Below are 24,330 nucleotides of genomic sequence, written 5' to 3'. Positions count from 1 at the left end.
GCGCGCGAGCGTCTTGCCGTAGCGGCCACAAGATAATGACGGAGACACAGATGGACTATTCCGCGACACCGCGGCCCGCGAGCGCCAATGGGCTCGATGCGCTCGATGCGCTCGATGCGCAGCGCCTCGCCGATGAACCTAAAAAGCGCGTCGGCCACGCGAAGGCGATCGCCGCGATCACGCTCGGCAACGGCCTCGAGTTTTTCGACTTCACGATTTACAGCTTCTTCGCGACGATCATCGGCAAGCTGTATTTCCCGGTCGAAGGTCAGCTCGTGCAGCTGATGCTCGCGGTCGGCACGTTCGGCGTCGGCTTCATCATGCGGCCGGTGGGCGGCATCGTGCTGGGGGGCTACGCGGACCGCGCCGGACGCAAGGCCGCGATGAGCCTGACGCTGTGGCTGATGACGCTCGGTTCCGCGATCATCGCGTTCGCGCCGACCTATGCGGCGATCGGCGTCGCGGCGCCGCTGCTCGTGATTCTCGCGCGGCTGATCCAGGGTTTCGCACTGGGCGGCGAGGTGGGCGCATCGACGGCGCTGCTGCTCGAATACGGCAGCGATCGCACGCGCGGCTTCTACGGCAGCTGGCAGTTCGTGAGCCAGGGGATGAACACGGTGGTGGGCTCGCTGCTCGGCGTTGCCCTGGCCGCGACGCTGTCGCCGGCCGCGCTCGAAAGCTGGGGCTGGCGCGTGCCGTTCGTGATCGGCATGGCGATGGGGCCGGTCGGCATCTATATCCGGCGGCATCTCGACGAGACGCTGCCGGGTGTTGAAGATGGCACGGCAGCGTCTGGCGGCGCTGTTGCGCAGGCTGCTTCGGATACCGTTGCGAAGCCCGCTGCGCAAGTTCCGTCGCTACCTGTGCGCGACCTGTTCCGCGACCACGCGCGCTCGATCACGACCGGCGTGCTGACGACGATCGGCGGCACCGCGGCGAACTACATCGTGCTGTTCTACCTGTCGACGTACGCGATCCGCATCCTGCATCTGCCGATGGCGACCGCGCTGTGGGCCGCGTGGACCGGCGCAGTGGTCACGGTGATCTGCTCGCCGTTCGCGGGCGCGCTGTCGGATCGGGTCGGCCGCAAGCGCGTGCTGTGGGTATCGCGCGTGCTGCTGATTCTCGCCGTCTACCCGGCCTTCATGACGATCAACGCGTCGCCGACGGTGCCGGTGCTGCTTGCGGTGGTCGCGGGCCTCGCGCTGCTCGTCACGTTCACCGCGGTGCCCAATATCGTGATGCTGCCCGAGCTGTTTCCGCGCGCGATCCGCGCGACCGGCATGTCGATCGTGTACTGCCTCGGCGTGTCGATCTTCGGCGGCTTCGCGCAGTTTTTCGCGACCTGGCTGATCCAGATTTCGGGCAGCAATCTCGCGCCGGCGTGGTATCTGATCGGTTGCAGCGTCCTGTCGTTGCTGCCGTTGCCGTTCATGCGAGAGACCGCGGGTAGGGCGATCGATTGACGTGATGGCGATCGGGGTCCGCTGAAAAAAGAGGCGCGATCTTGTCGATCGCGCCTCTTTTGCCATTTGCCCTGCTTCACGCTGACTATCGGATCTTGATGACAACCTTACCCTTTGTACGTCCGGTTTCGACATAAGCCAAAGCCTCCTGGGTCGACTCGAACGGAAAGACCCGATCGATGACGGGTCGTATCGCTCGCGCGTCGATCAGTGAGGCAATCCGGCTGAGCTGTTCTCCGCTGGCCCGCATAAAGAGAAATGTATAGCTGACGTCATGACGTTTCGCGGCCTTCCTGATGCGATAACTCAGAAAGCGCATCACCGTTTTCAGGAACCACGACGCACCGATCTCTTTCGCAAATTCGGCATCAGGCGGACCGGCGATCCCGATGAGCTTGCCGCCGGCCTTGAGCACACACAGCGACTTCTCGAGCGCATTGCCGCCTTGCGTATCCAGTACCAGGTCGTAGTCCTTCAGGATGGTCGCAAAGTCGTCTTTCCTGTAATCGATGACGATATCCGCACCGAGTTGCTTCACCAGTTCGATATTCCGCGCGCTCGCTGTTGTCGCGACGGTCGCGCCCACATGCTTCGCCAGTTGAATGGCGAAGCTGCCGACACCGCCCGAGCCGGCATGTATCAGCACTTTCTGCCCTTTCTTCAATTGCCCTTTTTCGATCAGCGCCTGCCAGGCGGTCAATCCAACCAGCGGGATTGAAGCCGCTTCCTCCATCGTGAGTGCTGTCGGCTTGAGGGCCACGCCATCCTCTTTGACCGCGATGAATTCCGCGAAAGTGCCGATGCGATCCTTGTGCGGGCGCGCGTAGACCTCGTCGCCGGGCTTGAATCGCCGCACGCGCGATCCGACGCGCACGACAACCCCTGCCAGATCGTTGCCCAAAATCAGCGGCAAACGATAGGGCAAAATGAGCTTGAACTCTCCGTCTCTGATTTTGGCATCGAGCGGGTTCACGCCCGCGGCGTGGATCTGGATCAATACGTCGCCCTCGCGCGGCTCTGGAACCGGCATATCGCCGGATCGTAAGCCATTCTTGCGTCCATAACGATCGACGACGAATGCTTGCATCATGGTTCCTTGTCAGTTGCTCGTTAAGTCTGGTTGTTTCGCTGGCAATAGCACGGATGCAGAGCCTTTGAACAGGGAGGAGACAGTCACGTCGTCTACGTTGCCAGCCGCAGATCTTTGCGGATACCGGCGTCCACCAGTCCAGCGGGCGCAAATCTGCGCAGCAATCGCAGACGGGCGGCGAGTCCGCCAGCGGTATAGCGGAGTTTCGGACGAGCCGCGATGGCGGCCTGCAGTACGGTTTCGGCCACGACCTCGGGACCGTCCGCGCCCTCGACCACTTCCTTCACTCGCTTGTCCACGGCCGAGCGCACCTCGCGGTATTCGTCGAGAGGGGCGTCGGGCGCGATGAAGTTCGCGTCGAAAGGCGTCTTGATGTAGGCAGGTTCAATGACCGATACGCGGATGCCCAGCGTACGCAACTCATGGTCGAGCGACTCCGAATAACCTTCCACCGCGTGCTTGGTGGCGGAATACAGCGCCATATAGGGCATTGGCAGAAAACCGAGCACGGAACCGATGTTGATGATGCGGCCGCTGCGTTGTCGCCGCATATGAGGTACGACTGCACGCGTCATGCGGATGATCCCGAAGAAGTTCGTATCGAAGATCGTGCGTGCCTGGTCGATCGAGCTCTCTTCCGCGGCGGCAGGGGCGACGCCGAAACCGGCATTGTTCACCAGCAGGTCGATGCGGCCCTGCAGGCGCAGCACTTCGCTGACGGCGGCTGCAACGGATGCATCGCTGGTCACATCGAGCGGCAGCATGTCGAACGACTGTTGGCCGGCTCGTTGGCCGCGCCGACTGGTGCCGTAGACCTTGTATCCGGCCTTCGCAAGCCGCTTTGCCGTGGCTTCGCCGATTCCTGACGAGGCGCCCGTCACGAGCGCTATTTTGGTTTGCATGATGTTCTTCCCAAGATGTCTTTGCGTGGTTGGTTGAGCATTCGTTTCACTCAAATATGATGATGGTCATATTTTTGGTCAAACGAAAACCGGCACAGGGCCGGCGTATTTACGCTTCAGTCGGTGCGAGTTTTTTCAATGCCGCTTCAAGAAAACTCTCCGATAGTTTGGGGTCGTCGACGGCACGCGCCATCACCATCGTGCCAACCATTGTGGCGACCATCAAAAGCGCCTGTTCGTGCGCGCCTGGCTGACCCCAATCGGGCAATTGGCGCGCAACGACATCGATCATCTCCTTGATGCGGCGGGTGGCCGCGCGCCGTACGGCCGGCGCCTGGCGCGGCATCTCCGAGCCGAGGGCAGAGATCGGGCAACCTGTCTCGATGCTCTCGCAATGCTCCTTCGACAGGTAGGCGCGCATCATCGCCGGCAACGCCTGTTCCGGCGGCACGGACGCGGCGATGCGCTCCGACAGCGCCACGGATTCAGCTCCGGCGCGGTCAGCGGCTTCGGCAAGCAGCACCTCACGCGACGGGAAATGGGCATAGAAGCCGCCATGCGTCAGACCTGCCTCCTTCATGATGTCAGCCACGCCCGTGCCGTCGTAGCCGCTGCGCCGAATCGCGCGTGCGGCGACCTCGACGATGCGCTCATGCGTGATTTCCTTGCGGCTGGCTGGCTTCCGGGTGATTGGTGGATTTTTCATGATGGCCATCATATATCATTCCGGCGGGATTTGCAGGGGGCCATCCAGAGACCGACGGTTCAGGCGGTAACCGCTAGAATTGCGGCTTTATCCCGGAATACGCCAATGTCTTTTGCCTCGCTTGGCCTGATCGATCCCTTGCTGCGCAATGTGCAGGACCTCAATTACCAGACGCCTACGCCGGTGCAGGCCAAGGCGATTCCTGCTGTGCTCAGTGGCAAGGACGTCATGGCTGCGGCACAGACCGGCACTGGCAAAACGGCGGGCTTCGCGCTGCCGCTGTTGCAACGGCTGGTGCAACACGGCCCGGCGGTGTCCAGCAATCGCGCGCGTGTTCTGGTGCTGGTGCCCACGCGTGAACTGGCTGAACAAGTGCTGCAAAGCTTTATCGCTTACGGCAAAGGCCTCGACTTACGATTTCTGGCCGCCTACGGCGGTGTGAGTATCAACCCGCAGATGATGAAGTTGCGCAAAGGCGTGGATGTGCTCGTCGCCACGCCGGGCCGTTTGCTAGATCTCCATCGCCAGAACGCAGTGCAGTTTGATCAGGTACAAACGCTGGTGCTGGATGAAGCCGACCGCATGCTGGATCTGGGCTTTGCGCGCGAACTCAACGCCGTCTTCGCTGCCTTGCCTGCTCAGCGCCAGACTCTGCTGTTTTCTGCCACGTTTACCGATGAGATCCGCGCCATGGCGGCGGGCATTCTGCGCGGCCCGGTCAATATCAGCGTCAGCCCGCCCAATGCCACGGCCAGTAAGATCAAGCAGTGGGTGGTGCCGGTGGATAAAAAGAACAAGCCCGACCTCTTCATGCACCTTGTGGCTGAGTACGACTGGAAGCACGCGCTGGTGTTCGTCAAAACCCGCAATGGCGTGGATTACCTGGCGGCCATGCTGGATGAAGCGGGCTATGCAGTCGACACCATCCACGGCGACAAACCGCAACCCGCGCGCCTGCGTGCGCTGGAGCGCTTCAAGACAGGCGAAGTACATATGCTGGTAGCCACCGATGTGGCTGCGCGCGGGCTGGATATCGACGATCTGCCGCTGGTGATCAACGTTGATCTGCCGATCGTGGCGCAAGACTACGTGCACCGTATTGGCCGTACCGGCCGAGCGGGCGCCAGCGGCGTGGCGGTGTCCCTTGTGTGCGCCGATGAAGCCCCGCAACTGGCCGCGATTGAAGCGCTGATCCGGCAAACGCTGCCCCGTGAAGAAGAGCCCGGTTTTGAAGCCGAACACCGCGTGCCGCAAACTAGCGCGACGGGCCAGATCATCAAGAAACCCAAAAAGCCTAAGAAGCCCAAAGTGCCGCAAGCTGCGCCGGGCGCCATGCAGGTGCTCAGCAAAAAACCGCGCCCGCAAAGTGGCGAAAACAAACGCAAGCCTGCAGCGCAACGCGCTGTGGCCGCGGGTAAAGGCACAAGCTTGTCCAGCGGTAGCCCATTCAGCGTGCAAAAGCCACGCAGCAAACCCGCCAGCAAGCCAGCTGCGGGTTCACGTAAGCCGGCTGGCAAACCCGCTGGTGGCCGCGGCAAACGCCAACCCTGATCCGTGCGGTTGAGTAACGCCAGCCCTCGAACCGGTCGCTAGATTATTTGCGGCGGGCGGATTCCGACCTTAGCGGATTCCGCGTTTGATCAACGGGATGAGCGAGTCGATCGTCGCAGGTGTTTGGACACCTGCGCCGGTGTTGATGGTCAGTCCCGCGAAATGATAAGCAGCGGAGAGCACGCATTGCGTGACCGGCAGGAAGCCTTGCAGATAAAGTTGCTGGTCGAGCGTCGCGGTGATGTATTTGCTCTGCAGCCCCGAAATCGTGGCCGGTGCCAGATCGATGCCGCCAATGATGATTTGCCCCGGCTTCTTGCCAGCCTGCTGGAGCGCCTGCGGAATGAACCCGGTTACACCGCCGTGCTGAGTCCCAATCGCCCTCAGATTCGGGTGCGCCTGGATAAAGGCGACCAGGATCGGCACGGCGAGCGATGAATCGGAATCCACCTGAGGTGAGATATTGAGCCTGGTCACCTTTACGCCGGCTTTCTCCAGCGTTTCGGCAAGACCACGGTCAGACTGACTGCGCACACTCTCGTTGAACACACCGTATTCCAGCGCCTCGTCGCCCTTCTTGATCCCAGCGTTGAGCATCGCCTGCGCGGTGATCTGCCCGCCGACGTAGAGTTCGACGCCGGCGTAGCCGAAGCCCTTCGCGTCGTAAAGTTTCTGGTTCTCGGGTAGCGGCGTGTTGCCGACGGTAACGATGATGCCCTGGTCTACCGCCTGCTTGATCAGTGGCGCGAAGGCTGGATCGCCCGGATGGCCCATGATGCCGATGCACGTCGGATGCGCCGCCATCGCCTGGCGAAACTGCGCAAGCATTGTCTCCGGGCTCCAGGCCGAGAACTGCTCGATCACCTTGATGCCTAAGGCATGCCCCGCGTCCGCAGCCCCGGTCTGACGTGGCAGCGTCGCGCCGTCGCCAGGGTTTCCGCCCATCTGCATATACATTGTCATACCGGCGCCGAGCGGCCCCGTCGTGGTCGGCTCAGTGGCACCGGCCGTCTGCGCGAGGCCAAACGCGAGAATACTCGCCCCCAGGAGGGATCCCGTCATGATCTTGATCATTTCTGCTCCTTGCTCCTGATTTAACGGCTTTATCGCCCCCCAAGCCTGAACCTTTCGCGCAACACGCGCAGCTTGGCGGGATTCTCTACCAACAGATGCAGCGTCACAGCGACGATGAACACCACCCCTTCGATCGCCTGTACCCAGAAGCCGGCGATACCTGTCGCAACGATTCCGGCCTCCAGCATGCCTATCACGAAAGTGCCGAAGAAGGTACCCACGATCGTCGCCGTGCCACCAAACACCGAGGTTCCGCCGATGAACACGCCGGCCAGCGCCGGCAGCAGATAGCCCTGCCCCTGGGTTGAAAAATAGTTCAGATTCTCGAGCGTGAGCAGCACCGTAGCGAAACCGGCCAGCACACCCATCAGCGTGAACAATTTCACCGTCTCACGCACGACATTGATGCCCACGACCTTCGCCACGTTTCGGTTGTCTCCGATGAACAGCAGGTGCTCGCCAAATCGGTGACGATTGAGGATGAACCACATGAACACTGCGAGCCCGAGCGCCCAGAGCGCCTGCATCGGGATCACACCGAACAACGTGCCCGCGAATACTGCATAGGCTGAACCGTTGGCGAGCTCCTGGAGCGCATTGGAGAGCCCGCCGGACAGGATCGAAGCAACACCAGCCCAGAGGAACTGCGTGCCGATTGTCACGATGATCGAAGGCACACCGACCACCGCGACCAGCACCCCGTTCACCACGCCGACCAGCGCGCCGCCCGCCAATGCCGCGATCACGGCTAGCCAGGCGGATCCCGTGGTGTTCACGCACCAGGCGAACAGAAAGCCCGAGAATGCCATCACGGAGGGGAAGGACAGATCAATTTCCCCCGCCGCAACCACCAGAGTGAGCCCGATCGCCAACACCGCCAGCGGTGGCACGGTGGTCAGGAAGGAGAAGTAGATTGGCCAGCCTAAAAAGACGCGCGGTGCGGTTGCCATGAACAGGCCGACCACCAACACGAACACGACCAGGCTCGGGATTCCCTCGATGCGTGCAAAACCCGGCAGGCGAAAACCCACTAGCCGGGCCGGCTGTTCGTCTTTTATCGGATCACTCACGTCCTTGCCCCGCAGCCAGCGCCGGCCCGTGCCCGCTCTGCTGTAGCGAAATCAAGAACCGGGTGAGTTCCTCGAGGCTCATCTCACCCGACTTCATATCCGCGACGACCCGGCCACGATCGAGCACGACGAGCCGATCGGCGAGCTCGTGCACATGGGCGAGGTTATGTTCGATGTAGATGCAGGCGCGGCCGGACGCCTTGATCGACCGGACGAAGTCGAGAACCTTACGTACCTCGCTAATGGCAAGCGCAACCGTTGGTTCATCGAGAATGATCAGATCGCTGTCGAAATACATCGCCCGTCCGATCGCGATGCCCTGGCGCTCGCCACCGGAGAGTTTCGCAATCAGCGAATCCGCGTCGATCCCCACGCCGCGGAAACCGAGCTGGCGCTTCAAAATATCGTTGGCAATGCGCCGCTGTTCGGCAACCTTGATGAAGCCGAACCGGTTGGTGATCTGCCGGCCGACAAAAAAATTACGCCACAGCGGCTGCTTCTCGCCCAGCGATTTTTCCTGATAGACCGTCTCGAAGCGCAGTCGGTGCGCCTCGCGCACCGAAAAGCGGCTCCAGTCGACCTCCTCGTCCCGGATGAACAGCTTGCCCGTGCTCGGCCGCACGACACCAGTCAGTACCTTGATGAGCGTCGACTTACCCGCGCCGTTATCACCGATCAGGCCGACGATCTCGTTCCGCCCAATGGCGAGATCGATGCCGGAAAGTGCCCGTATCTTGCCGTAGGACAGGCTGATACCTTGGGCGCGCACGATATGCTGATAGGCGCACGTACCGGGCGCTGCCTGGTTCGCCATCACGCCACGCTCCAGCTCGAATGACCCACAGCGAGGTTGTGAACGACGACAGCCATAGATCTTTCCCCTTTGCTTATCGATCGCCGCATCAACTTACATTGGAAATGTCCCTGAAATTTAGCAAGCCTTAGAGTCCAGTTCAAGAATCGCTTACGAGACCGCTTATATTTCATCGGGAAAATATTAGTCCTGGGCACTTGAACAACGCACAACCTGAGGGATAGAAGAAGCGCGTCAGAAGGGTCCCCACAGGACGAGCGGCCACAAACGCCCGGTCAGACCGCACCGACTGCCGCGGCGGAGTCAACCAGATGCGCGCCGCGGCATTCTCGTGCTCACTGACCTGATTGCCAGCGCAGGATAGGATGCGACGCGCCAGCCGGCATGACCCACACGCCCGTCGGGCTAAAGTCCCACGATGCGTCGAAGCTTGACGGATTGCCCATCTGCGCGGTGGTGAGTCCGTTCGACGCAGGCAGTTGAGAGCCATATCCGGAGCTCACCATACGTGTCGTCGTCTCTTTGTCCCAATAGACGTTACTTGCGAGCGTTCCGCCGACGCTGTAGGCGACGATACCGCCGTAAGTGCCGTAGTCCGGGCCCTGATACGACGGGCCCCGAACCGGGCCTGCTGCGAACGACTGCTCGATGACACCGCTATTCGCGTAAGCCAATCCGCCGGCCGCAAAAAGTCCGAGAACATTACCGGCAGCGTATGACTGCGAAATCGTGCCACCGTTTGTGCTGACAAGTCCGCCGGGGCTAATGAACACGTTCCCGCTGACATCAGAGGTGCTGAACGATTGAAGGATCAGCCCTGAGTTGCCGCCGGCGAGGCCGCCTGCTTCGCCGGCGTCACCCACGGAGGCGCTGCTCCACGAACGCTCGATGACGCCATCGTTGATGCCCACCAAACCGCCGATCGGCACGTTGCCATAGTGCGGAGCAGAGCGGCCGCCGGTCGTGTACGCGTATGTGATCAAGCCCAGGTTGCGACCCGCGAGGATGCCGTAGGCGATCGGAAAGGGCTGGTTGATGCCAACATTCTGGACGGCGATCAGCAGGCTGTTCGTCATGCCGACGTTACGCACGACGCCCGCGCTGCCAATCTCGCCGAACAGCCCGGCGGAGCGGGTCTCCGACGGCGAGAAATTCTCCAGCTCATTGAAGTGGTCGATCACATGTCCCATTCCATCGAACTGGCCGGAGAACGGGCTAGCCGCGTTGCCAAGCGGAATGAAGTCGACACCGCCGGAGGACACACTGCGGGAAGAAAGATCCGTCGCGCTGGCATCGATATCCTTGCCGAGCGCATAGTTGCCAGCCAGGTCGAGCGAGATGTTCTGCAGATCGGTCAGCGAATTGATCAGCCTGTAGCCGGTCACTTGCGTCACCAGCCCGCTAAAAGGCGCGGCTGTCCACGCCGTATTGGGGAGGATCGTCCCGGGGGTGTAGCTGCCGTTCATATCGTAAAGCGCGCTGACGGTGCCGGTACTGTTGGACCAGTCGATCGTGCCGTGGTTGGCCACGCTGCCGGCGTTATCGATGGCCGTCGAGTCCGCCCGCAAACTCAGATTGCCGCTGCCGGTGTTCCTTAGCGTCGTCCCCGGTGCGATCGTCACATCGTGAGCCGCCGCGAGCGATAGCGACGCCGGACCTGTCCAGCGGAGATTCGACGCAACCGTCAGATCACCGCTTGCGCCGTTCGTGCCAGTCGCGCTTGCGTCGACCGATGTGCCATTGTTCAGACTGCGCATGAAAGCATGCGCGGTGGCGCGATCGACGGTGAAGCTCGGCGTCGCGACGTTCCACAGCCCCGCCTGAACCGCTGCGTCGTGCGCGAACGTGAGCGTGGCGGCAAGTGTATCGACGGTTCCGCCGCTGCCATCGACGTTCTTCGCTGCGATGGTGCCTTGTTGCGTTACGTGACCGCTGTCGGCAACCAGCCAGATGTGGCCGTCGCGCGTAGCCGTTCCGGTCGCGCGGATTCGCGAGCCGCCACCGGCAAGCGCGTAGATGTTGCCGTCGGCCGCTTCGAGATTGATCTGCGCGGCCTGTGTCGTGCCCCGATCGACCACGGTACCTTTGCTGCCCGTCTGCACGAATAACTGTCTGCCGCTCGACGAATCGGACAACATCACCTGCTGCCCAACCACGTATTCAGCGGTGCCGTTCGGTGCGCTTACTACGCCGTCATTCAACACGACATCGCGTGCGATAAGAAAGATGTCGCCGCCGCTGGAACTGATCTTGCCGAGATTCACCACCTTGCCATTCGACGTGCCGGAGAACGTAAGCGGCCCGCCATTCATGAAGGTGGTATCCGGCAGATCGAGCGTCGAAGCCACGAACCGTCCGCCCGCGCTGATGACGCCACTGCGGCCCACCACGATGCCCTGCGGGTTGATCAGATACACACTCCCGGTTGCATTCAAACTGCCGAGAAGCACCGAAGGCGCGCTGGCCGTCACGCGATTGAGCGTTGCGCCCGAACCGTTGTTGAACGTGACGGTGTTGCTTCTGCCGATCGAGAAGCTGGTCCAGTTGATCACGCCACGAGTCGAGCCAGGTTGCGTGATGGTGAGCGCACCGCACTGACCAGCGATGGTTCCCGCGCCGGCGACATAGTGGCCGCCTTGCGGTAGAACACCCGCGGCGAATGCCGCGTGCGCCAATGACAATCCCAGGAGCGAGACAACGATACCAGGTGCGGTGCGCCTGGACGACTGCGGGCGAGAAGGCGCGCGTTGCATCGGACGACTTGATGACGAGGGTGACATGACTCCTCCTTCCACGGAGGGTGATTGCCAACGGCCCGCGATCCGACCGGATTCGCGCGAACCGTAGCGCTCACACATGAAGAATCGTAGTCAGGAGGTCTGCGTCATGCCAGCAGATCTCGTTGTCCCGCGAAAAGGAGCCGGCTTTGCTGCTTGAGGCCTACGATGCAGAAAAAGAGCCACTTGCGGACGAGCATCCGGCGCGCCAACGATGTGACCGGTCGCACGGCTGACGAGGAAGATAAGGTAGCAAGTCGAGGGAGTCGCAAACCGGGGGATTGTCCTTGTACAGCTACAAACCACCTCGGTGGGCAAAGCAGATCTTTACTTCTCCCGATCGACCGCTCAAACCGACTCCCGCAGCACCAGCTGATGCTGCAGGATGCGCGACGCCGGGCGTTGGCCGTCGAGCAGCGCCAGCAGCATTTCGGCCGCCGCGGCGCCCAGCTCGACCATGGGCTGGGCCACGGTCGTCAGCCCCGGCTCGAAGATGCCAGCGATGGGCACGTCGTCGAAGCCCATTACCGCCACGTCGTGCGGCACCCGCCGGCCGGCTTTGCTAAAGCCCTTGATCGCGCCGATGGCCAACGTGTCCGACACGGCGAACACGGCGCTCGGCGGGTCCACCACCGCCAGCAGCTTTGCCGCCGCCTGGCTTCCGGCGGCGTAACTATTGTCGCCAGTGACGCAGACAAGCTCGGGCGCAGGCGCGAGGCCGGCGCGCAGTAGTGCTGCGTCATAGCCCTCGCGGCGCTGACGCGCATACAGGAAGCGCTCATCGCTGGTGATGAAGCCGATGCGCCGGTGGCCCTTGTTGATGAGGTACTGCACGGCATCCGTACCGGCCTGGCGATGGTCGATGCTGACATAAGGCACGTCGCTACCGGGCAAGAATTCCGAGCAATTGACCCAAGGCTTGCCGTTCGCCGCCTCGCGCCGGGCTGCGGGGTCGGACATGGGCACGAGATTGATGACGCCGTCGCTCAGACTGCCAGCCAGCGTCGGCAGCGAGGCGTCCGCCGTGCCAGTCCAGGCTTCCAGGTCCGCCGGAAGCAGCGTGTAACCGGCCTGGCGACTGACCGCGCCGGCCCCGCGCACGATCTCGGCGTAGTAGGGGTTGGCGAAATCCGGCATGAGCATCAGCAGAATGCGACTCTGACCGGTACTCAGGCTGCGGCCGAACGGATTGGCCCGGTAGTTCAGTGCCCTTACGGCTGCCTCGACCCGCTCACGCGTGGCCGCCGTCACGGCCTTCGTCCCGTTGAGCACACGCGACACCGTGGCAATGGAAACGCCAGCCTCGCGGGCAACGGCTTCGATGGAGGGTTTGCTTCGCATGGGTTCGTTCAGGCAGCGGCGCATCGGTCACTAGCAGGAAGGTAACGATTTTAGCATCACGGGAAAAGTTTTTCCCATCATGCGTTATCGAACGTCGAAACCAAGCGGGGTTCGGACTCGCCTTCCGAGAATCCATGGTGTTCCTGCCAACCGCGGCATTATGCAATCCGCTTATACGAAGCTTCTCGCGTACTCCTGTTTGTGCCGGCTCCTGCTGCATAGGGTAAAGCCCGTGTTCCAAGTAAATGGGAAAGCGCTTACCTTTTGACTCGCGCCCGGTTCCGTAGGCCATCCGTGCCGGATCCATCTTGACTCTTTGGGTTGATGACCATGAATCAAGCCTTGCCCATTTCCATCCAGATTTACAGCCTGCGTAATGCGGGCGAACTCGACCGGCAGTTCGACATTGCCGCCCAAGCCGGATTTCGCCAGGTGGAGCTGATCGGGTCCTTGCTCGAAAATGCGGCCGACACCCGGAACAAGCTTCAGGCGCGCGGCCTAGGCGCCTCCTCCAGCCACCTCAGCATGGCCATGCTACGTGAGCGTTTGCACGAAGTGACCGTGGCCTGCGAGACCCTCGGTATCACCCAGTTGGTCATGCCCGCGGTGCCGCCCGCCGAGCGCGACAGTGACGCCGCATACTGGCGGGCGCTCGGCAATGAGTTGGGCAGCCTCGCCAATCGGCTAGCCGCTCAGGGCATCGCCCTCGCTTACCACAACCATGATTGGGAACTCAGCCCCAAGGAGAACGGCGCAACGGCGCTGGAACTGCTATTCGAGTCCGCCGGGGCAAGCCCGCTCGGCTGGCAAGTGGATGTAGCCTGGCTCGTGCGCGGCGGCGCCGATCCTCTGCCATGGCTTCGTCGTTATACGGGCCGCGTGGTCTCGGCCCATGCGAAAGACCTCGCGCCCGCGGGTGAAAAACTGGACGAGGACGGCTGGGCCGACGTCGGTCATGGCGTCATGGATTGGCCCACGCTGGCCGCCGCCTGCCGCGAAGCGGGGGCGCGTTTCCTCGCCGCCGAGCACGACAATCCCAGCGACGGCGAACGCTTCGCCCGCAATGCCTTTGCCTATCTGCACCAGCTCGGAGCCTGATCCATGAAACCTGTCTTCGTCGGCATCATCGGTTGCGGCAACATCAGCGATGCCTATTTCACCGGCGCGGCGAATTCGGAATTCGTCCGCGTCAAGGCTTGCGCCGACTTGCGTCAGGAGGCCGCCCGGGCCAAGGCCGCGCAGCACGGCGTTGCCGCGATGACGGTGGATGCGCTGCTGGCCGACCCCGACATCGAAATCGTCATCAACCTTACGGTGCCGCACGCGCATGTGCCGGTCAGCCTGCAGATTCTGGAGGCGGGCAAGCACGTCTACGTCGAAAAGCCCCTGAGTACCGACTTCGCGTCCGCACGCGCGATGCTGGCGCGAGCCGAGGCTTCGGGATTACGCGTGGGCTGCGCACCGGACACCTTCTTCGGCGCGGCCCATCAGGCGTGCCGCGCGGCGCTCGATGCGGGTCGCATTGGGCGTGCCATTGGCGGGGCCGTGGCCGTGTTGTCCCGCGGCATGGAGTCCTGGCATCCCAATCCTGAGTTTTTTTTCAAGCCAGGCGGCGGCCCGATTCACGACATGGGCCCGTATTACGTGACGCAGTTGGTCAATCTGCTTGGGCCGGTGGCACGCGTGTCTGCTTGCGCCACCATCGGTTTTCCCCAGCGCATCATCTCCAGTGAGCCGCTGAGGGGCCAGGTCATCGAGGTCGAGGTGCCCACCACGGTCAACGGTATCCTGCATTTTGCGGATGGGGCCAACGTGGTGATGAGCGCCTCCTGGGACGTGTGGGCCCATCAGCGTGCGCCCATCGAGATCTATGGCACGGAAGGTAGCCTGTTGGGCGTCGATCCCAATTTCTTCGGCGGGAGTCCGCGCGTGGCTGAACGTGATGGCGGCTTTAAGCCGCTCGACACACAGGTCCATGCTTTTGGCGTCGACAACTTCACGTTGAGGAGTGGTGCGCGGGTGGCCAATTACCGTGCTGTGGGCGTGCTGGACATGGCCATGGCGTTGCGTCGAGGTCGGCCGCATCGCGCGAGCGGCGAACTGGCGCTACACGTGCTGGAGGTGCTGGATGCCTTCGAACGCTCTTCGCGCGAGGGGCGGCACATCGATATCGAGACCGTCGTGCAGCGACCGGTCGTCGTACCATTGGGTCGAGGCGAAGAGGTGTTTCTCGCCGACTGACTGACCTGACTTCCGGAGTGATCAAGCCGGTTGCGACGTGATCCGACTGCGACCATCAGATCACGCCCCGGCTCATACAGCTCGCGCGACTCACCTCGCCGCCGACTTTCCACGACCGGGCACAGCCGCGCCATCGCCGTTGCTGGCCGTCGCCGCGTCGCGCGTCTCGGGCATCGCCGCCCACACCAGCAGCACCGCGAGCGCACCGGCCGCCGCGAGGCAGAAGAAGCTCACCGTGTTGCCGAAACGATCGGCGACGAAGCCCGCCGCCGTCGTGCTCAAAGTCGCGCCGATGCCAGCCGCGAGACCGAACAGGCCGATACACAGGTTGTAGCGGCCCTTGTCGCCGGCGACGTCGGCGGCGATCAGCGGCAGCATCACGCCGAACACCGCGGCGCTCAAGCCGTCGAGCATCTGCACGGGCACGAGCAGATAGGGGCTGCTGATGCCCGCGAACAGCAGCGCGCGGATCGGCAACGCGGAGAAGCCGAGCAGCAGAATCGGCCGGCGGCCCCAGCGTTCGGCCGAGCGCCCGACCCACGGCGACATCATCGCGACGATCGCCTGCGGCACGATGATGCATGCCGCGATCACGAGCTGCACGTTGTCTCCCATGCCGGCCGTCACTTCGCCGGCGGCCAGGTTCAGCATCGCCGCGTTCGACAGATGGAACAGCACGATGCACGCGGCGAACAGCAGCATGCGCTTGTCGCGCAGCAGCTCGCGCAGGCTTTCGCGCCGCTCGAGCTGCTCGGGGGTGGGCGTCGCTTGCGGCAGCTCGATCGTGTCGGTGCGCTGGATCATCGCGAGCGCGATCAGCGCCGGAACCGCGAGGCCCGCGGTCAGGACGAACACCGCGCGCGGCGAGTAGTACTCGCCGAACAGTCCCATCAAACCGGCCGCGACCGCGCTGCCGATCGACGCCCAGCGCGCATTGCGGCCGAGCCGGTCGCCGAGATTCGCGCGACCCACCAGCGCGAACGAGATCGCCGCGAGCGCCGGCGTCAGCATGCAGCTCGCGAAGCCGTGGAACACCTCGGCGGCGATCACCGGCAGCACGGTCGGGCTGATCGCGAGCAGCATCGCGCTGAGGATGATCGCGCCGATCGCCCACGCGGCCGCCGCTTTCTTGTTGCGCAACGCGTCGACCGCGGCGCCGCCGGGTACCTGGCTGACCATCGCGCTGATCGTGCCGACCGACAGCACCATGCCGATCTCGCCCTGGGTCCACTTGTGCGATGCGAGGTAGGACGCAATGAACGGCCCGAAGCCCGTCTGCACGTTGGCGACGAAGAAGTTGAGCCAATCGAGCGCGCGCAGACTTCGCGCCGTGACCATAGTACGGACCGTCATCGGACCGCCCGTGCGTTGGAAACCGCGACGGCCGACGATGCGGCCGGCGGCGCCGAGGCCGCCGGCGCGGCGCTGGCGGCAGGCTGCGCGGGCGGCGCCGGCGACACCGCGCGAATCGGCTTGTCGCTCGCGTAGAGCGGCGTCGCGTTGATCTGCGCGTCGCTCAGATCGATCTGCGGATGCAGTTCCTTGTCGCGCGTGACGAAGCGCAGCGCCGACCAGTTGGCGGCGATCGTGCGCCGGTCGGTGCTGACCATCCCGCCGACGTCGAGGACGATCGCCTGCGGCTGCGCGTTGCCGTCGATCAGCACGTCGACCACACGGCCCACCTTGGCGCCGTTCGCGCGCTCGACGGTCGCATCGAGCAGCGGCAGTTCCAACGGGCTCGATTTGTTCGCGGTGCTCGGCACGGCCGTTGGGTTCAGCGTGATCGGCGCCCCCTTGGCGGTCGGCGCGAAGTGGAACGCGCCCCACGGGAAGTTCACCTTGCGGTCGCCGACGCCGAGAAAGCCCTGCAGATTGACGACCATTTCGCGCGGCTTGCCGGCCGCGTCGGCGATCAAGTCGACCGCGCGGCCGACCACCTTGCCGTCGGGCTTCTGCACCTGGCTGTCGAGCAGCGCGTGCGCGTCGCTGCGCTCGATCGTGCGCAGCACGATCAGCGGGGGCGGCGGCGGCGGCGGCGGCGGAGCGGGCACGACGACGGGCGGCGGCGGTTCGACCTTGTGCGGCTTCACGACCGGCTTCTTCGGTTTCTTCGGCTCCTCGGGCCCCTCGTTCGCCTCGCTCTCGACCGGCTCGGACGCGGACGCGGCGACCGGCGCGCTTGCCGGCTCGACCGGCATCACCGTCGCCTCGACGATCGGCGCCTGGTGCGTACCCCAAAGCAGGCTGCTGCAGCCGGACAGCGCGGCGAGCGCGAACAGCGCGACCACGGCGCACAGCCAGCGGAACAGTCGAAGCACATCGAGCGAATCAGGCGAATCGAGCGGGCGAAGCGATCCAAGCGGTCCAAACGGGACAATCGGCAGGCGCCCGGCGGGGCGCGGAAAACCGCCAGTCATCAGGAAAAACTCCACGGGCAGGTGCGGACGGGCGCGATGAGCCGCCGCGGTTGGATGGGGTACGGCCCAGAGTTTAACCTGCGCTGCCGCGCGGGCAGCCTTTCGCCGGTTGCCTTGCGGGCGGTTTCGCCGATGCACTGGCGGTATAGCGTTGCACGCCGCGTGCCTGGAACGCGATCGCCGAGGTGGGATCGGCGCGTTTCGTGGCTGCTCGTGTGCCGTAGGTGTAAACGCGCGCAGCGCTCTCGCGAGCGACGGTCGCGCAAAAGATATAAGTCGCGCGACATGTCCGGCATGCCATTCATGCGATTGGACACATAGCTCGCTTCACCTACATTTCGACTCAGAAAAGCGTTACCCACACCAACAAATCCACGAGACGAACCTGATGACGGCCGCTCTAGCGGCCGTTTCAGCGCGCTGATAAAGGAGGCACTCATCATGATGGAACCCCAGGCCCTCGCGAATTCCGACGTCGCGAGCGAATCCTTCGACACCGAATCATTCCGCGGCAAGGGCTTTCTCGACCGCTACTTCGACATTTCCGCGCGCGGCAGCACGCAGCGCCAGGAGATCGTCGCCGGCATCACGACCTTCCTCGCGATGGTCTATTCCGTGTTCGTCGTGCCCGGCATGTTCGGCAAGGCGGGCTTCGATACCAGCGCGGTGTTCGTCGCCGTGTGTCTGACCACGGCGTTCGGCTCGCTGCTGATGGGCGTGTGGGCGCGTCTGCCGATCGCGATCGGCTGCGCGATCTCGCTGACCGCGTTTACCGCGTTCGGCCTCGTGCTCGGCAAGGGCCTGCATCCAACCGTTGCGCTCGGCGCGGTGTTCCTGATGGGCGTCGTGTTCACGACGATTTCGGTGACCGGCGTGCGCTCGTGGATTTTGCGCAACCTGCCTGTCGGCATCGCGCACGGCACCGGGATCGGCATCGGCCTGTTCCTGCTGCTGATCGCCGCGAACGACGTCGGGCTCGTGGTCAAGAATCCGGGCGCCGGGTTGCCGGTCTCGCTCGGCAATATTACGGCGTTGCCGGCGCTGATGTCGGTGGCGGGACTCGCCGCGATCGTCGGGCTCGTGCGACGCCGGGTGCCGGGCTCGATCCTGATCGTGATCGTCGCGATCTCGGCGATCGGGCTCGCGATCGATCCGGCCGTGGCGTTTCACGGCATCTTCGCGGTGCCGTCGTTGAGTGCGCCGGGTCACGCGTCGCTGATCGGCGCGATGGACGTGAAGGGCGCGCTGTCGATGGCGGTGCTGCCGAGCGTGCTCGCGCTCGTGATGACCGCCGTCTTCGACGCGACCGGCACGATCCGCGCGGTCGCGGGCCAGGCGGGGCAGCTCGACGAGAACGGCCGCATCATCAACGGCGGCCGCGCGCTGACCGCCGATTCCCTGAGCTCGATCTTCTCGGGCCTGCTCGGCGGCGCGCCGGCGGCCGCGTATATCGAGTCGACGGTCGGCGTCGCGGCGGGCGCGAAGACCGGGATGGCGGCGGCGGTCGTCGGTCTGCTGTTTCTCGTCGTGATGTTCTTCTCGCCGCTCGCCGCGCTGGTGCCTTCGTATGCGACCGCGCCCGCGCTGATGTACGTGGGGCTGCTGATGCTGTCGAACGTCAGCAAGCTGCATATGGACGACATGGTCGACGCGATGGCGGGGCTCGTGTGTGCGGTGTTCATCGTGCTGACCGCGAACATCGTGACCGGCATCATGCTCGGCTTCGCGACGCTCGTGATCGGACGCGTCGTCAGCGGCGAGTATCGCAAGCTCAATGTCGGGACCGTGGCGATCGCAGTCGTGCTGGTCGGGTTTTATGTCGGCGGCTGGGCGATCTGAGTTTCGTTGCGGCTCCTTGACTTTCACGTCAGCGTCTCTAAACCTTAACCTTGAGGTCAAGCCCTGCATCCGCAGGAAAGGAGACGCAGATGGAACCGCAACATCGCATCGGCAGCCGGGAAGAGTGGCTCGCCGCGAGCCGCGCGCTGCTCGCCGACGAAAAAGCGCATATGCGCGCCGGCGACGAACTCGCGCGCAAGCGCCGCGAATTGCCGTGGGTCAAGGTCGACAAGGTTTATACGTTCGATACGCCGGAAGGCCGCAAGACGCTCGCGGAGCTGTTCGACGGCCGCAGCCAGCTGATCGTTTATCACTTCATGCTGGGCCCGGACTGGGAGGAGGGGTGCGTCGGCTGCTCGTTTCTGTCGGACCATATGAGCGGCATTCTCACGCATCTGGTCCATCACGACGTCAGCTATGTGACGGTATCGCACGCGCCGCTCGAGAAGATCGACGCGTTCAAACGGCGCATGGGTTGGACCTTTCCGTGGGTGTCGTCGAGCGGCAGCGATTTCAATTTCGACTACCACGTGTCGTTCACGCCGGAGCAACTGGCGAGTAAAAAGGCGTTCTACAACTTCACCGAGCAGGACGTCGGCATCGACGAACAGCACGGCCACAGCGTGTTCTACAAGGACGCAAACGGCGACGTGTATCACACGTACTCATGCTACGCACGCGGCGACGAGCGCTTCGTGAACACCTACGCGCTTCTGGACATCGCGCCCAAAGGCCGCAACGAGAACAGTAATCTGACCGACTGGGTCAGGCATCACGACCGCTACGACGACCACGCGCGCGCGGCTTGCCCGGCGTGCGGATCGTACACGGTGTGAAGCGGTGAAGCGGGTCGACGAAGGGGGCGAGGGGCGCGCGCCGCGCTAGCTGGCGCGCCGCCTCCGTGCTGCTCGAGCGCTGCGTCAGCTCGCTACAGCGCCATCTCGAAGGCGGGTCTGAGGAACATTTCCATCGCCATCACGATGAGGCTCATCGCCGCGGCGGCGAGCGTCAGCACGCCGTATTCGTCGTAGCGCGTGTCGTACAGACACGCGACGACGAACAGAATCGCCATCAGGTTGGTCAGCCAGTCGAAGTTCAGCGCAAAGCTCATCGGTCGAATCGGGGCGTGTGTGCGACGGTGGAATCGCACCGTCAGGTGCCCGCGATTCTATCGAAATGAGCTTACGGATTCGCAACGACCGCGCTTACACAGCTTACGTCGCGCGGCGCGCAAAGCCGCGTCAAACGGTGCTTTGCGGCCCCATCATGTCGCGTACGATCCATTCGATCACCGACGTGCGACGCGGTTGCCAGCCGAGCAGTTTGCGCGCGCGTTCGCCGCGCACGCGGCTGTTCGAGCCAAGACCGTACGAGGCCATTTCGTAGCCCCATTCCTGTTTCGCGTCTTCGAGCGGCCAGTCCCGCGGCGCGCCGAGCTTCATCGCGCGTGCGATCGCGGCGCTCATGTCGCGGAACGACGCTTCGCCGCTTTCGACGAAATAGAACGTGCCGGCAGGGGTTTTATCGAGTGCGAGGCGATACAGTTCGGCGACGTCGTCGATATGCACGTTCGACCAGACGTTGCCGCCGCTGCCTACATGACGCACGACGCCGCTTTTCTGCGCCTGGCGCACGAGTCGCGGCAACTGCACGCTCGCGCTGCCGGCCACCGCGCCGTGACCGTAAATCAGCGTGTTGCACAGCACGGCCGAGCGCACGTTGCGTTGCGCGGCGTCGAGCACCAGTTGATCGATCGCGACGCGCGCGGCCTTGTCGGCGGTCGGTGTGGGCAGCGCGTCTTCGTAATAGATGCGTGCTTCACCCGCTTCGCCGCCCGACGCATCGCCGACGATGCTCGACCCGCTCGTGTGCAGGAACACCTTGCCCGAACCGGCGAGTCCGTCGATCAGCGCGCGTACCGCGCCTTCGTGATCGCTGCTCGCGGCGTTGATCACCGCGTCGGCCGCTTGCGCTTCGGCGATCAGCAACGCGCGGTCGTCGAGCGTGCCGGGCACGGGCTCGATGCCGAACCGCTGCAACTCGCCGCTGTGTTCGGGTTTGCGAATCAGCCCGCGCACCTGATGGCCGGCGCGCGCCAGATACGCCGCGATCGAGCCGCCGATAAAACCGCTTGCGCCAGTAACGAAAATCTTCAAGACGTTCTCCTGAGGGAAATGTCAGACCGGCACGCAGTATCGCTCGCGCGGATTCTCGCAAAAAGCGTGTTAGTCTCAAATCAATCTTGATCTGAAATCAACAATGAAAACCTCCACCGACGAATTGCTGGTGTTCGTCACCGTGATCGACAGCGGCTCGATTACCGCGGCGGCCGAGAAGCTGGGGCAGACCGTGTCCGGCGTGAGCCGCGCGCTCACGCGCCTCGAGCACAAGCTCGACACCGCGCTCGTGCGGCGCACGACGCGGCGGCTGCATCTGACCGAGGAAGGAGACGCGTTCCTGCGGCGCGCCCGCGCGATCCTCGACGCGCTCGAAGAGGCCGAGGAGTCGGTCGCGCGCGGCCGGCAACGGCCGTCGGGGCGCTTGCGCGTCGATGCGGCGTCGCCGTTCATGCTGCATTGCGTGGCGCCGCATATAACCGCCTTTTCAGCGCTGTATCCGGAGATCCGGCTCGAATTGACCAGCAACGAGCGGATCGTCGATCTGCTCGAACAGAAGGTCGACATCGCGATTCGCATCGGCGCGCTGCAGGATTCGACGCTGCATGCGCGCGCGCTCGGCGAGAGCAGGCTGCGCGTGCTCGCGAGCCCGGCGTATCTGGCAGAGCACGGCGAGCCGACCACGCTCGACGCGCTGAAAGCGCATCGGCTGATCGGCTTTACGGCGCCGGAGCATTTGAATCGCTGGCCGTTGCGGGAAGGGGGCAGGGGAACGAAGCGCGCCAAGGGGCAGCGGGACGAAGCCGCGCTGCTGAAGATCGAACCGTCGATCACCGCGTCGAGCGGCGAAACCTTGCGGCGACTGGCTCTCTCCGGCTGGGGCGTCGCCTGTCTGGCCGACTTCATGACCGCCGGCGACGTGCGCGAAAACCGCCTCGTGCCGATTCTCGGCAACCTGCTCGTCGATGAACGGCAGCCGGTGCATGCGGTGTACTACCAAAGCGCTTCGCTCGCTGGGCGCGTGCAGTGCTTTCTGGATTTCATCGCGGCGCGGGTCAAGCTCTGATCCGCGTCGCAGGGCGTTCTGTCCTATAACCCAGATATCGGCGGAGCCGGCGTGTCCGGCTTCCCGCCAGCGAGAGCGCGCCAATTTTGGCCAGATGGCGACCCGCGCCGCGAAGGTGCATATACAACTGCGGGCTAAATCACGGCGCCACGCCGACCCGTGCGTCCAGGACCCGCCGCCTACGACCTGCCGCCAATCCCGCCGCGCTCCCACCGGGCCACGTGCCAAATAATGGAAATTCCCAGGCACGAAATCTCGAAAAATAAGTTGTATATACAAGGCCTGCCGGCTAGACTAATTTGAACTTGTATAGACAGGACGACAACCATGATTCTGAAGCCCGGCTACCTGACCCTCCCGCAACTGCGCCAGATCGCGCGTGAGCAGCTCACCCTTGAACTCGATCCCGCGAGCCACGCCGCCATCGACGCGTGCGCGCAGGCCGTGGCCGACATCACCGCCAGGGGCGAGCCGGCTTATGGCATCAATACCGGCTTCGGCCGCCTCGCCAGCACGCACATTCCGCGCGATCAGCTCGAACTGCTGCAACGCAATCTGGTGCTGTCGCACGCGGTCGGCGTCGGCGAGCCGATGTCGCGTCCGGTCGTGCGTCTGTTGATCGCGCTGAAGCTGTCGAGCCTCGGCCGCGGCCACTCGGGCATCCGCCGCGAAGTGATGGAGGCGCTGATCGCGCTGTTCAACGCCGACGTGCTGCCGGTGATCCCGGTCAAGGGCTCGGTCGGCGCGTCGGGCGACCTCGCGCCGCTCGCGCATATGTCGGCGACCCTGCTCGGCGTCGGCGAAGTGTTCGCGAAGGGCGAGCGCATGCCGGCCACCGAAGGCCTCGCGCTCGTCGGTCTGAAGCCGCTGACGCTGCAGGCGAAGGAGGGTCTCGCGCTGCTGAACGGCACCCAGGCTTCGACTGCGCTCGCGCTGTACAACATGTTCGCGATCGAAGACCTGTACCGCACGGCGCTCGTCGCCGGCGCGCTGTCGGTCGACGCGGCGATGGGTTCGGTCAAGCCGTTCGATGCGCGCATCCACGAACTGCGCGGCCATCGAGGCCAGATCGACGCGGCCGCGGCTTATCGCTCGCTGCTGCAGGGCTCGGCGATCAACGTGTCGCACGCCGACTGTGACAAGGTGCAGGACCCGTACAGCTTGCGCTGCCAGCCGCAGGTGATGGGCGCGTGTCTCGACCAGATGCGCAATGCCGCCGAAACGCTGCTGATGGAAGCGAACGCGGTTTCCGACAATCCGCTGATTTTCCCGGACACCGGCGAAGTGCTGTCGGGCGGCAACTTCCACGCCGAGCCGGTCGCATTCGCGGCGGACAACCTGGCGCTCGCCGTGGCGGAAATCGGCGCGCTCGCGGAACGCCGCATCGCACTGCTGATCGACGCGACGCTGTCGGGCCTGCCGCCGTTCCTCGTCAAGGATGGCGGCGTGAACTCCGGCTTCATGATCGCGCACGTGACGGCCGCCGCGCTCGCGTCGGAAAACAAGACGCTCGCGCATCCGGCTTCGGTCGATTCGCTGCCTACGTCCGCGAACCAGGAAGACCATGTGTCGATGGCGACGTTCGCCGCGCGCAAGCTCGGCGATATCGCCGACAATACCGCGAACATCCTGTCGATCGAACTGCTCGCCGCCGCCCAGGGCGTCGATCTGCGCGCGCCGCACAAGACCAGCCCGAGCCTGCAGAAGGTGATGGACCTCGTGCGCAAGGACGTTGCGCACTACGAGATCGATCACTACTTCGCGCCGGACATCGCGGCGGTTACGAAGCTCGTGCAGGCCGGCGCGGTCGCGAAGCTGAGCCCGTTCTCGTTCGCGTCGGAACAATGAGCCGTCGAGAG

At 63.9% G+C, this 24,330-nt stretch carries 20 protein-coding genes; 8 read left to right on the top strand and 12 right to left on the bottom strand.

What is annotated here, in order from left to right; translation table 11 throughout:
- Positions 1-50 precede the first annotated feature (50 nt).
- The gene (locus OKW45_RS25790; RefSeq protein ID WP_429471891.1) at positions 51-1,466 is read left to right on the top strand and encodes an MFS transporter; all 1,416 of its coding nucleotides are present in this window, start codon (positions 51-53) and stop codon (positions 1,464-1,466) included.
- Between the two features lie 85 nt (positions 1,467-1,551).
- On the opposite strand, the gene OKW45_RS25785 is transcribed toward OKW45_RS25790, so the two are convergent.
- From OKW45_RS25785 to OKW45_RS25775, 3 genes are all read right to left on the bottom strand, one after another.
- The gene (locus OKW45_RS25785; protein WP_429473359.1) at positions 1,552-2,553 is read right to left on the bottom strand and encodes an NADP-dependent oxidoreductase; all 1,002 of its coding nucleotides are present in this window, start codon (positions 2,551-2,553) and stop codon (positions 1,552-1,554) included.
- A gap of 95 nt (positions 2,554-2,648) precedes the next feature.
- Complete coding sequence (locus OKW45_RS25780; RefSeq protein ID WP_184044334.1) at positions 2,649-3,458, bottom strand: oxidoreductase; 810 nt, start codon at positions 3,456-3,458, stop codon at positions 2,649-2,651.
- Between the two features lie 109 nt (positions 3,459-3,567).
- Complete coding sequence (locus OKW45_RS25775; RefSeq protein WP_429471888.1) at positions 3,568-4,176, bottom strand: TetR/AcrR family transcriptional regulator; 609 nt, start codon at positions 4,174-4,176, stop codon at positions 3,568-3,570.
- A gap of 93 nt (positions 4,177-4,269) precedes the next feature.
- On the opposite strand from OKW45_RS25775, the gene OKW45_RS25770 reads away from it, so the two are divergent.
- Positions 4,270-5,715 (top strand): DEAD/DEAH box helicase, encoded by a 1,446-nt coding sequence (locus OKW45_RS25770; RefSeq protein ID WP_429471886.1) that lies wholly within the window; start codon positions 4,270-4,272, stop codon positions 5,713-5,715.
- A gap of 69 nt (positions 5,716-5,784) precedes the next feature.
- Here OKW45_RS25770 and OKW45_RS25765 read toward each other — a convergent pair whose 3' ends face one another.
- The 5 genes from OKW45_RS25765 to OKW45_RS25745 form a co-directional block, all read right to left on the bottom strand.
- The gene (locus tag OKW45_RS25765) at positions 5,785-6,789 is read right to left on the bottom strand and encodes a substrate-binding domain-containing protein (RefSeq protein ID WP_018418573.1); all 1,005 of its coding nucleotides are present in this window, start codon (positions 6,787-6,789) and stop codon (positions 5,785-5,787) included.
- A gap of 29 nt (positions 6,790-6,818) precedes the next feature.
- Positions 6,819-7,859: an ABC transporter permease gene (locus tag OKW45_RS25760; RefSeq protein ID WP_311667263.1), complete on the bottom strand. Its 1,041-nt coding sequence runs from the start codon at positions 7,857-7,859 to the stop codon at positions 6,819-6,821.
- A complete protein-coding gene (locus tag OKW45_RS25755) occupies positions 7,852-8,673 on the bottom strand; it encodes an ATP-binding cassette domain-containing protein (protein WP_429471884.1) in 822 nt (273 codons plus the stop codon). The genes OKW45_RS25760 and OKW45_RS25755 overlap by 8 nt, the downstream gene beginning before the upstream one ends.
- 335 nt (positions 8,674-9,008) lie before the next feature.
- The gene (locus OKW45_RS25750) at positions 9,009-11,453 is read right to left on the bottom strand and encodes a two-partner secretion domain-containing protein (RefSeq protein WP_429471881.1); all 2,445 of its coding nucleotides are present in this window, start codon (positions 11,451-11,453) and stop codon (positions 9,009-9,011) included.
- Between the two features lie 345 nt (positions 11,454-11,798).
- Positions 11,799-12,791, bottom strand: coding sequence for a LacI family DNA-binding transcriptional regulator (locus OKW45_RS25745; RefSeq protein ID WP_184009354.1), 993 nt, complete (start codon positions 12,789-12,791; stop codon positions 11,799-11,801).
- 330 nt (positions 12,792-13,121) lie between these two features.
- On the opposite strand from OKW45_RS25745, the gene OKW45_RS25740 reads away from it, so the two are divergent.
- Both OKW45_RS25740 and OKW45_RS25735 read left to right on the top strand, forming a co-directional pair.
- Positions 13,122-13,889: a sugar phosphate isomerase/epimerase family protein gene (locus OKW45_RS25740; RefSeq protein ID WP_429471879.1), complete on the top strand. Its 768-nt coding sequence runs from the start codon at positions 13,122-13,124 to the stop codon at positions 13,887-13,889.
- A 3-nt stretch (positions 13,890-13,892) separates the two neighbouring features.
- The gene (locus OKW45_RS25735; protein WP_429471877.1) at positions 13,893-15,032 is read left to right on the top strand and encodes a Gfo/Idh/MocA family protein; all 1,140 of its coding nucleotides are present in this window, start codon (positions 13,893-13,895) and stop codon (positions 15,030-15,032) included.
- Positions 15,033-15,122: 90 nt separating this feature from the next.
- Here the strand turns inward: OKW45_RS25735 and OKW45_RS25730 are convergent, their stop codons facing one another.
- Together OKW45_RS25730 and OKW45_RS25725 are read right to left on the bottom strand one after the other, a co-directional pair.
- Positions 15,123-16,385, bottom strand: coding sequence for an MFS transporter (locus tag OKW45_RS25730; RefSeq protein WP_026225485.1), 1,263 nt, complete (start codon positions 16,383-16,385; stop codon positions 15,123-15,125).
- Complete coding sequence (locus OKW45_RS25725) at positions 16,382-17,449, bottom strand: PRC-barrel domain-containing protein (RefSeq protein WP_018418565.1); 1,068 nt, start codon at positions 17,447-17,449, stop codon at positions 16,382-16,384. Before OKW45_RS25725 ends, OKW45_RS25730 begins: the two co-directional genes overlap by 4 nt.
- 444 nt (positions 17,450-17,893) lie before the next feature.
- Here OKW45_RS25725 and OKW45_RS25720 point away from each other — a divergent pair, with 444 nt between their 5' ends.
- Positions 17,894-19,288 carry an NCS2 family permease gene (locus tag OKW45_RS25720; RefSeq protein ID WP_409259207.1) on the top strand — a complete coding sequence of 465 codons (1,395 nt, stop codon included), beginning with the start codon at positions 17,894-17,896 and terminating at the stop codon, positions 19,286-19,288.
- An 89-nt stretch (positions 19,289-19,377) separates the two neighbouring features.
- Positions 19,378-20,124, top strand: a complete 747-nt coding sequence (locus tag OKW45_RS25715; RefSeq protein WP_018418562.1) for a DUF899 domain-containing protein — start codon at positions 19,378-19,380, stop codon at positions 20,122-20,124.
- 92 nt (positions 20,125-20,216) lie between these two features.
- Here the strand turns inward: OKW45_RS25715 and OKW45_RS25710 are convergent, their stop codons facing one another.
- Positions 20,217-20,399, bottom strand: a complete 183-nt coding sequence (locus tag OKW45_RS25710) for a hypothetical protein (protein ID WP_018418561.1) — start codon at positions 20,397-20,399, stop codon at positions 20,217-20,219.
- 130 nt (positions 20,400-20,529) lie between these two features.
- Complete coding sequence (locus tag OKW45_RS25705) at positions 20,530-21,444, bottom strand: NAD-dependent epimerase/dehydratase family protein (protein WP_429471875.1); 915 nt, start codon at positions 21,442-21,444, stop codon at positions 20,530-20,532.
- A gap of 103 nt (positions 21,445-21,547) precedes the next feature.
- Here OKW45_RS25705 and OKW45_RS25700 point away from each other — a divergent pair, with 103 nt between their 5' ends.
- Positions 21,548-22,471 carry a LysR substrate-binding domain-containing protein gene (locus OKW45_RS25700; protein ID WP_429471873.1) on the top strand — a complete coding sequence of 308 codons (924 nt, stop codon included), beginning with the start codon at positions 21,548-21,550 and terminating at the stop codon, positions 22,469-22,471.
- A gap of 327 nt (positions 22,472-22,798) precedes the next feature.
- Positions 22,799-24,319: a histidine ammonia-lyase gene (gene hutH, locus OKW45_RS25695; protein WP_184009338.1), complete on the top strand. Its 1,521-nt coding sequence runs from the start codon at positions 22,799-22,801 to the stop codon at positions 24,317-24,319.
- The last annotated feature ends 11 nt before the right edge of the window (positions 24,320-24,330 follow it).

The organism is Paraburkholderia lebeckiae, assembly GCF_050436225.1.
Lineage (GTDB): Bacteria > Pseudomonadota > Gammaproteobacteria > Burkholderiales > Burkholderiaceae > Paraburkholderia > Paraburkholderia tuberum.
Note: the sequence above shows the minus strand (reverse complement) of the source record. Positions and strands in the feature narration are given on the sequence as shown.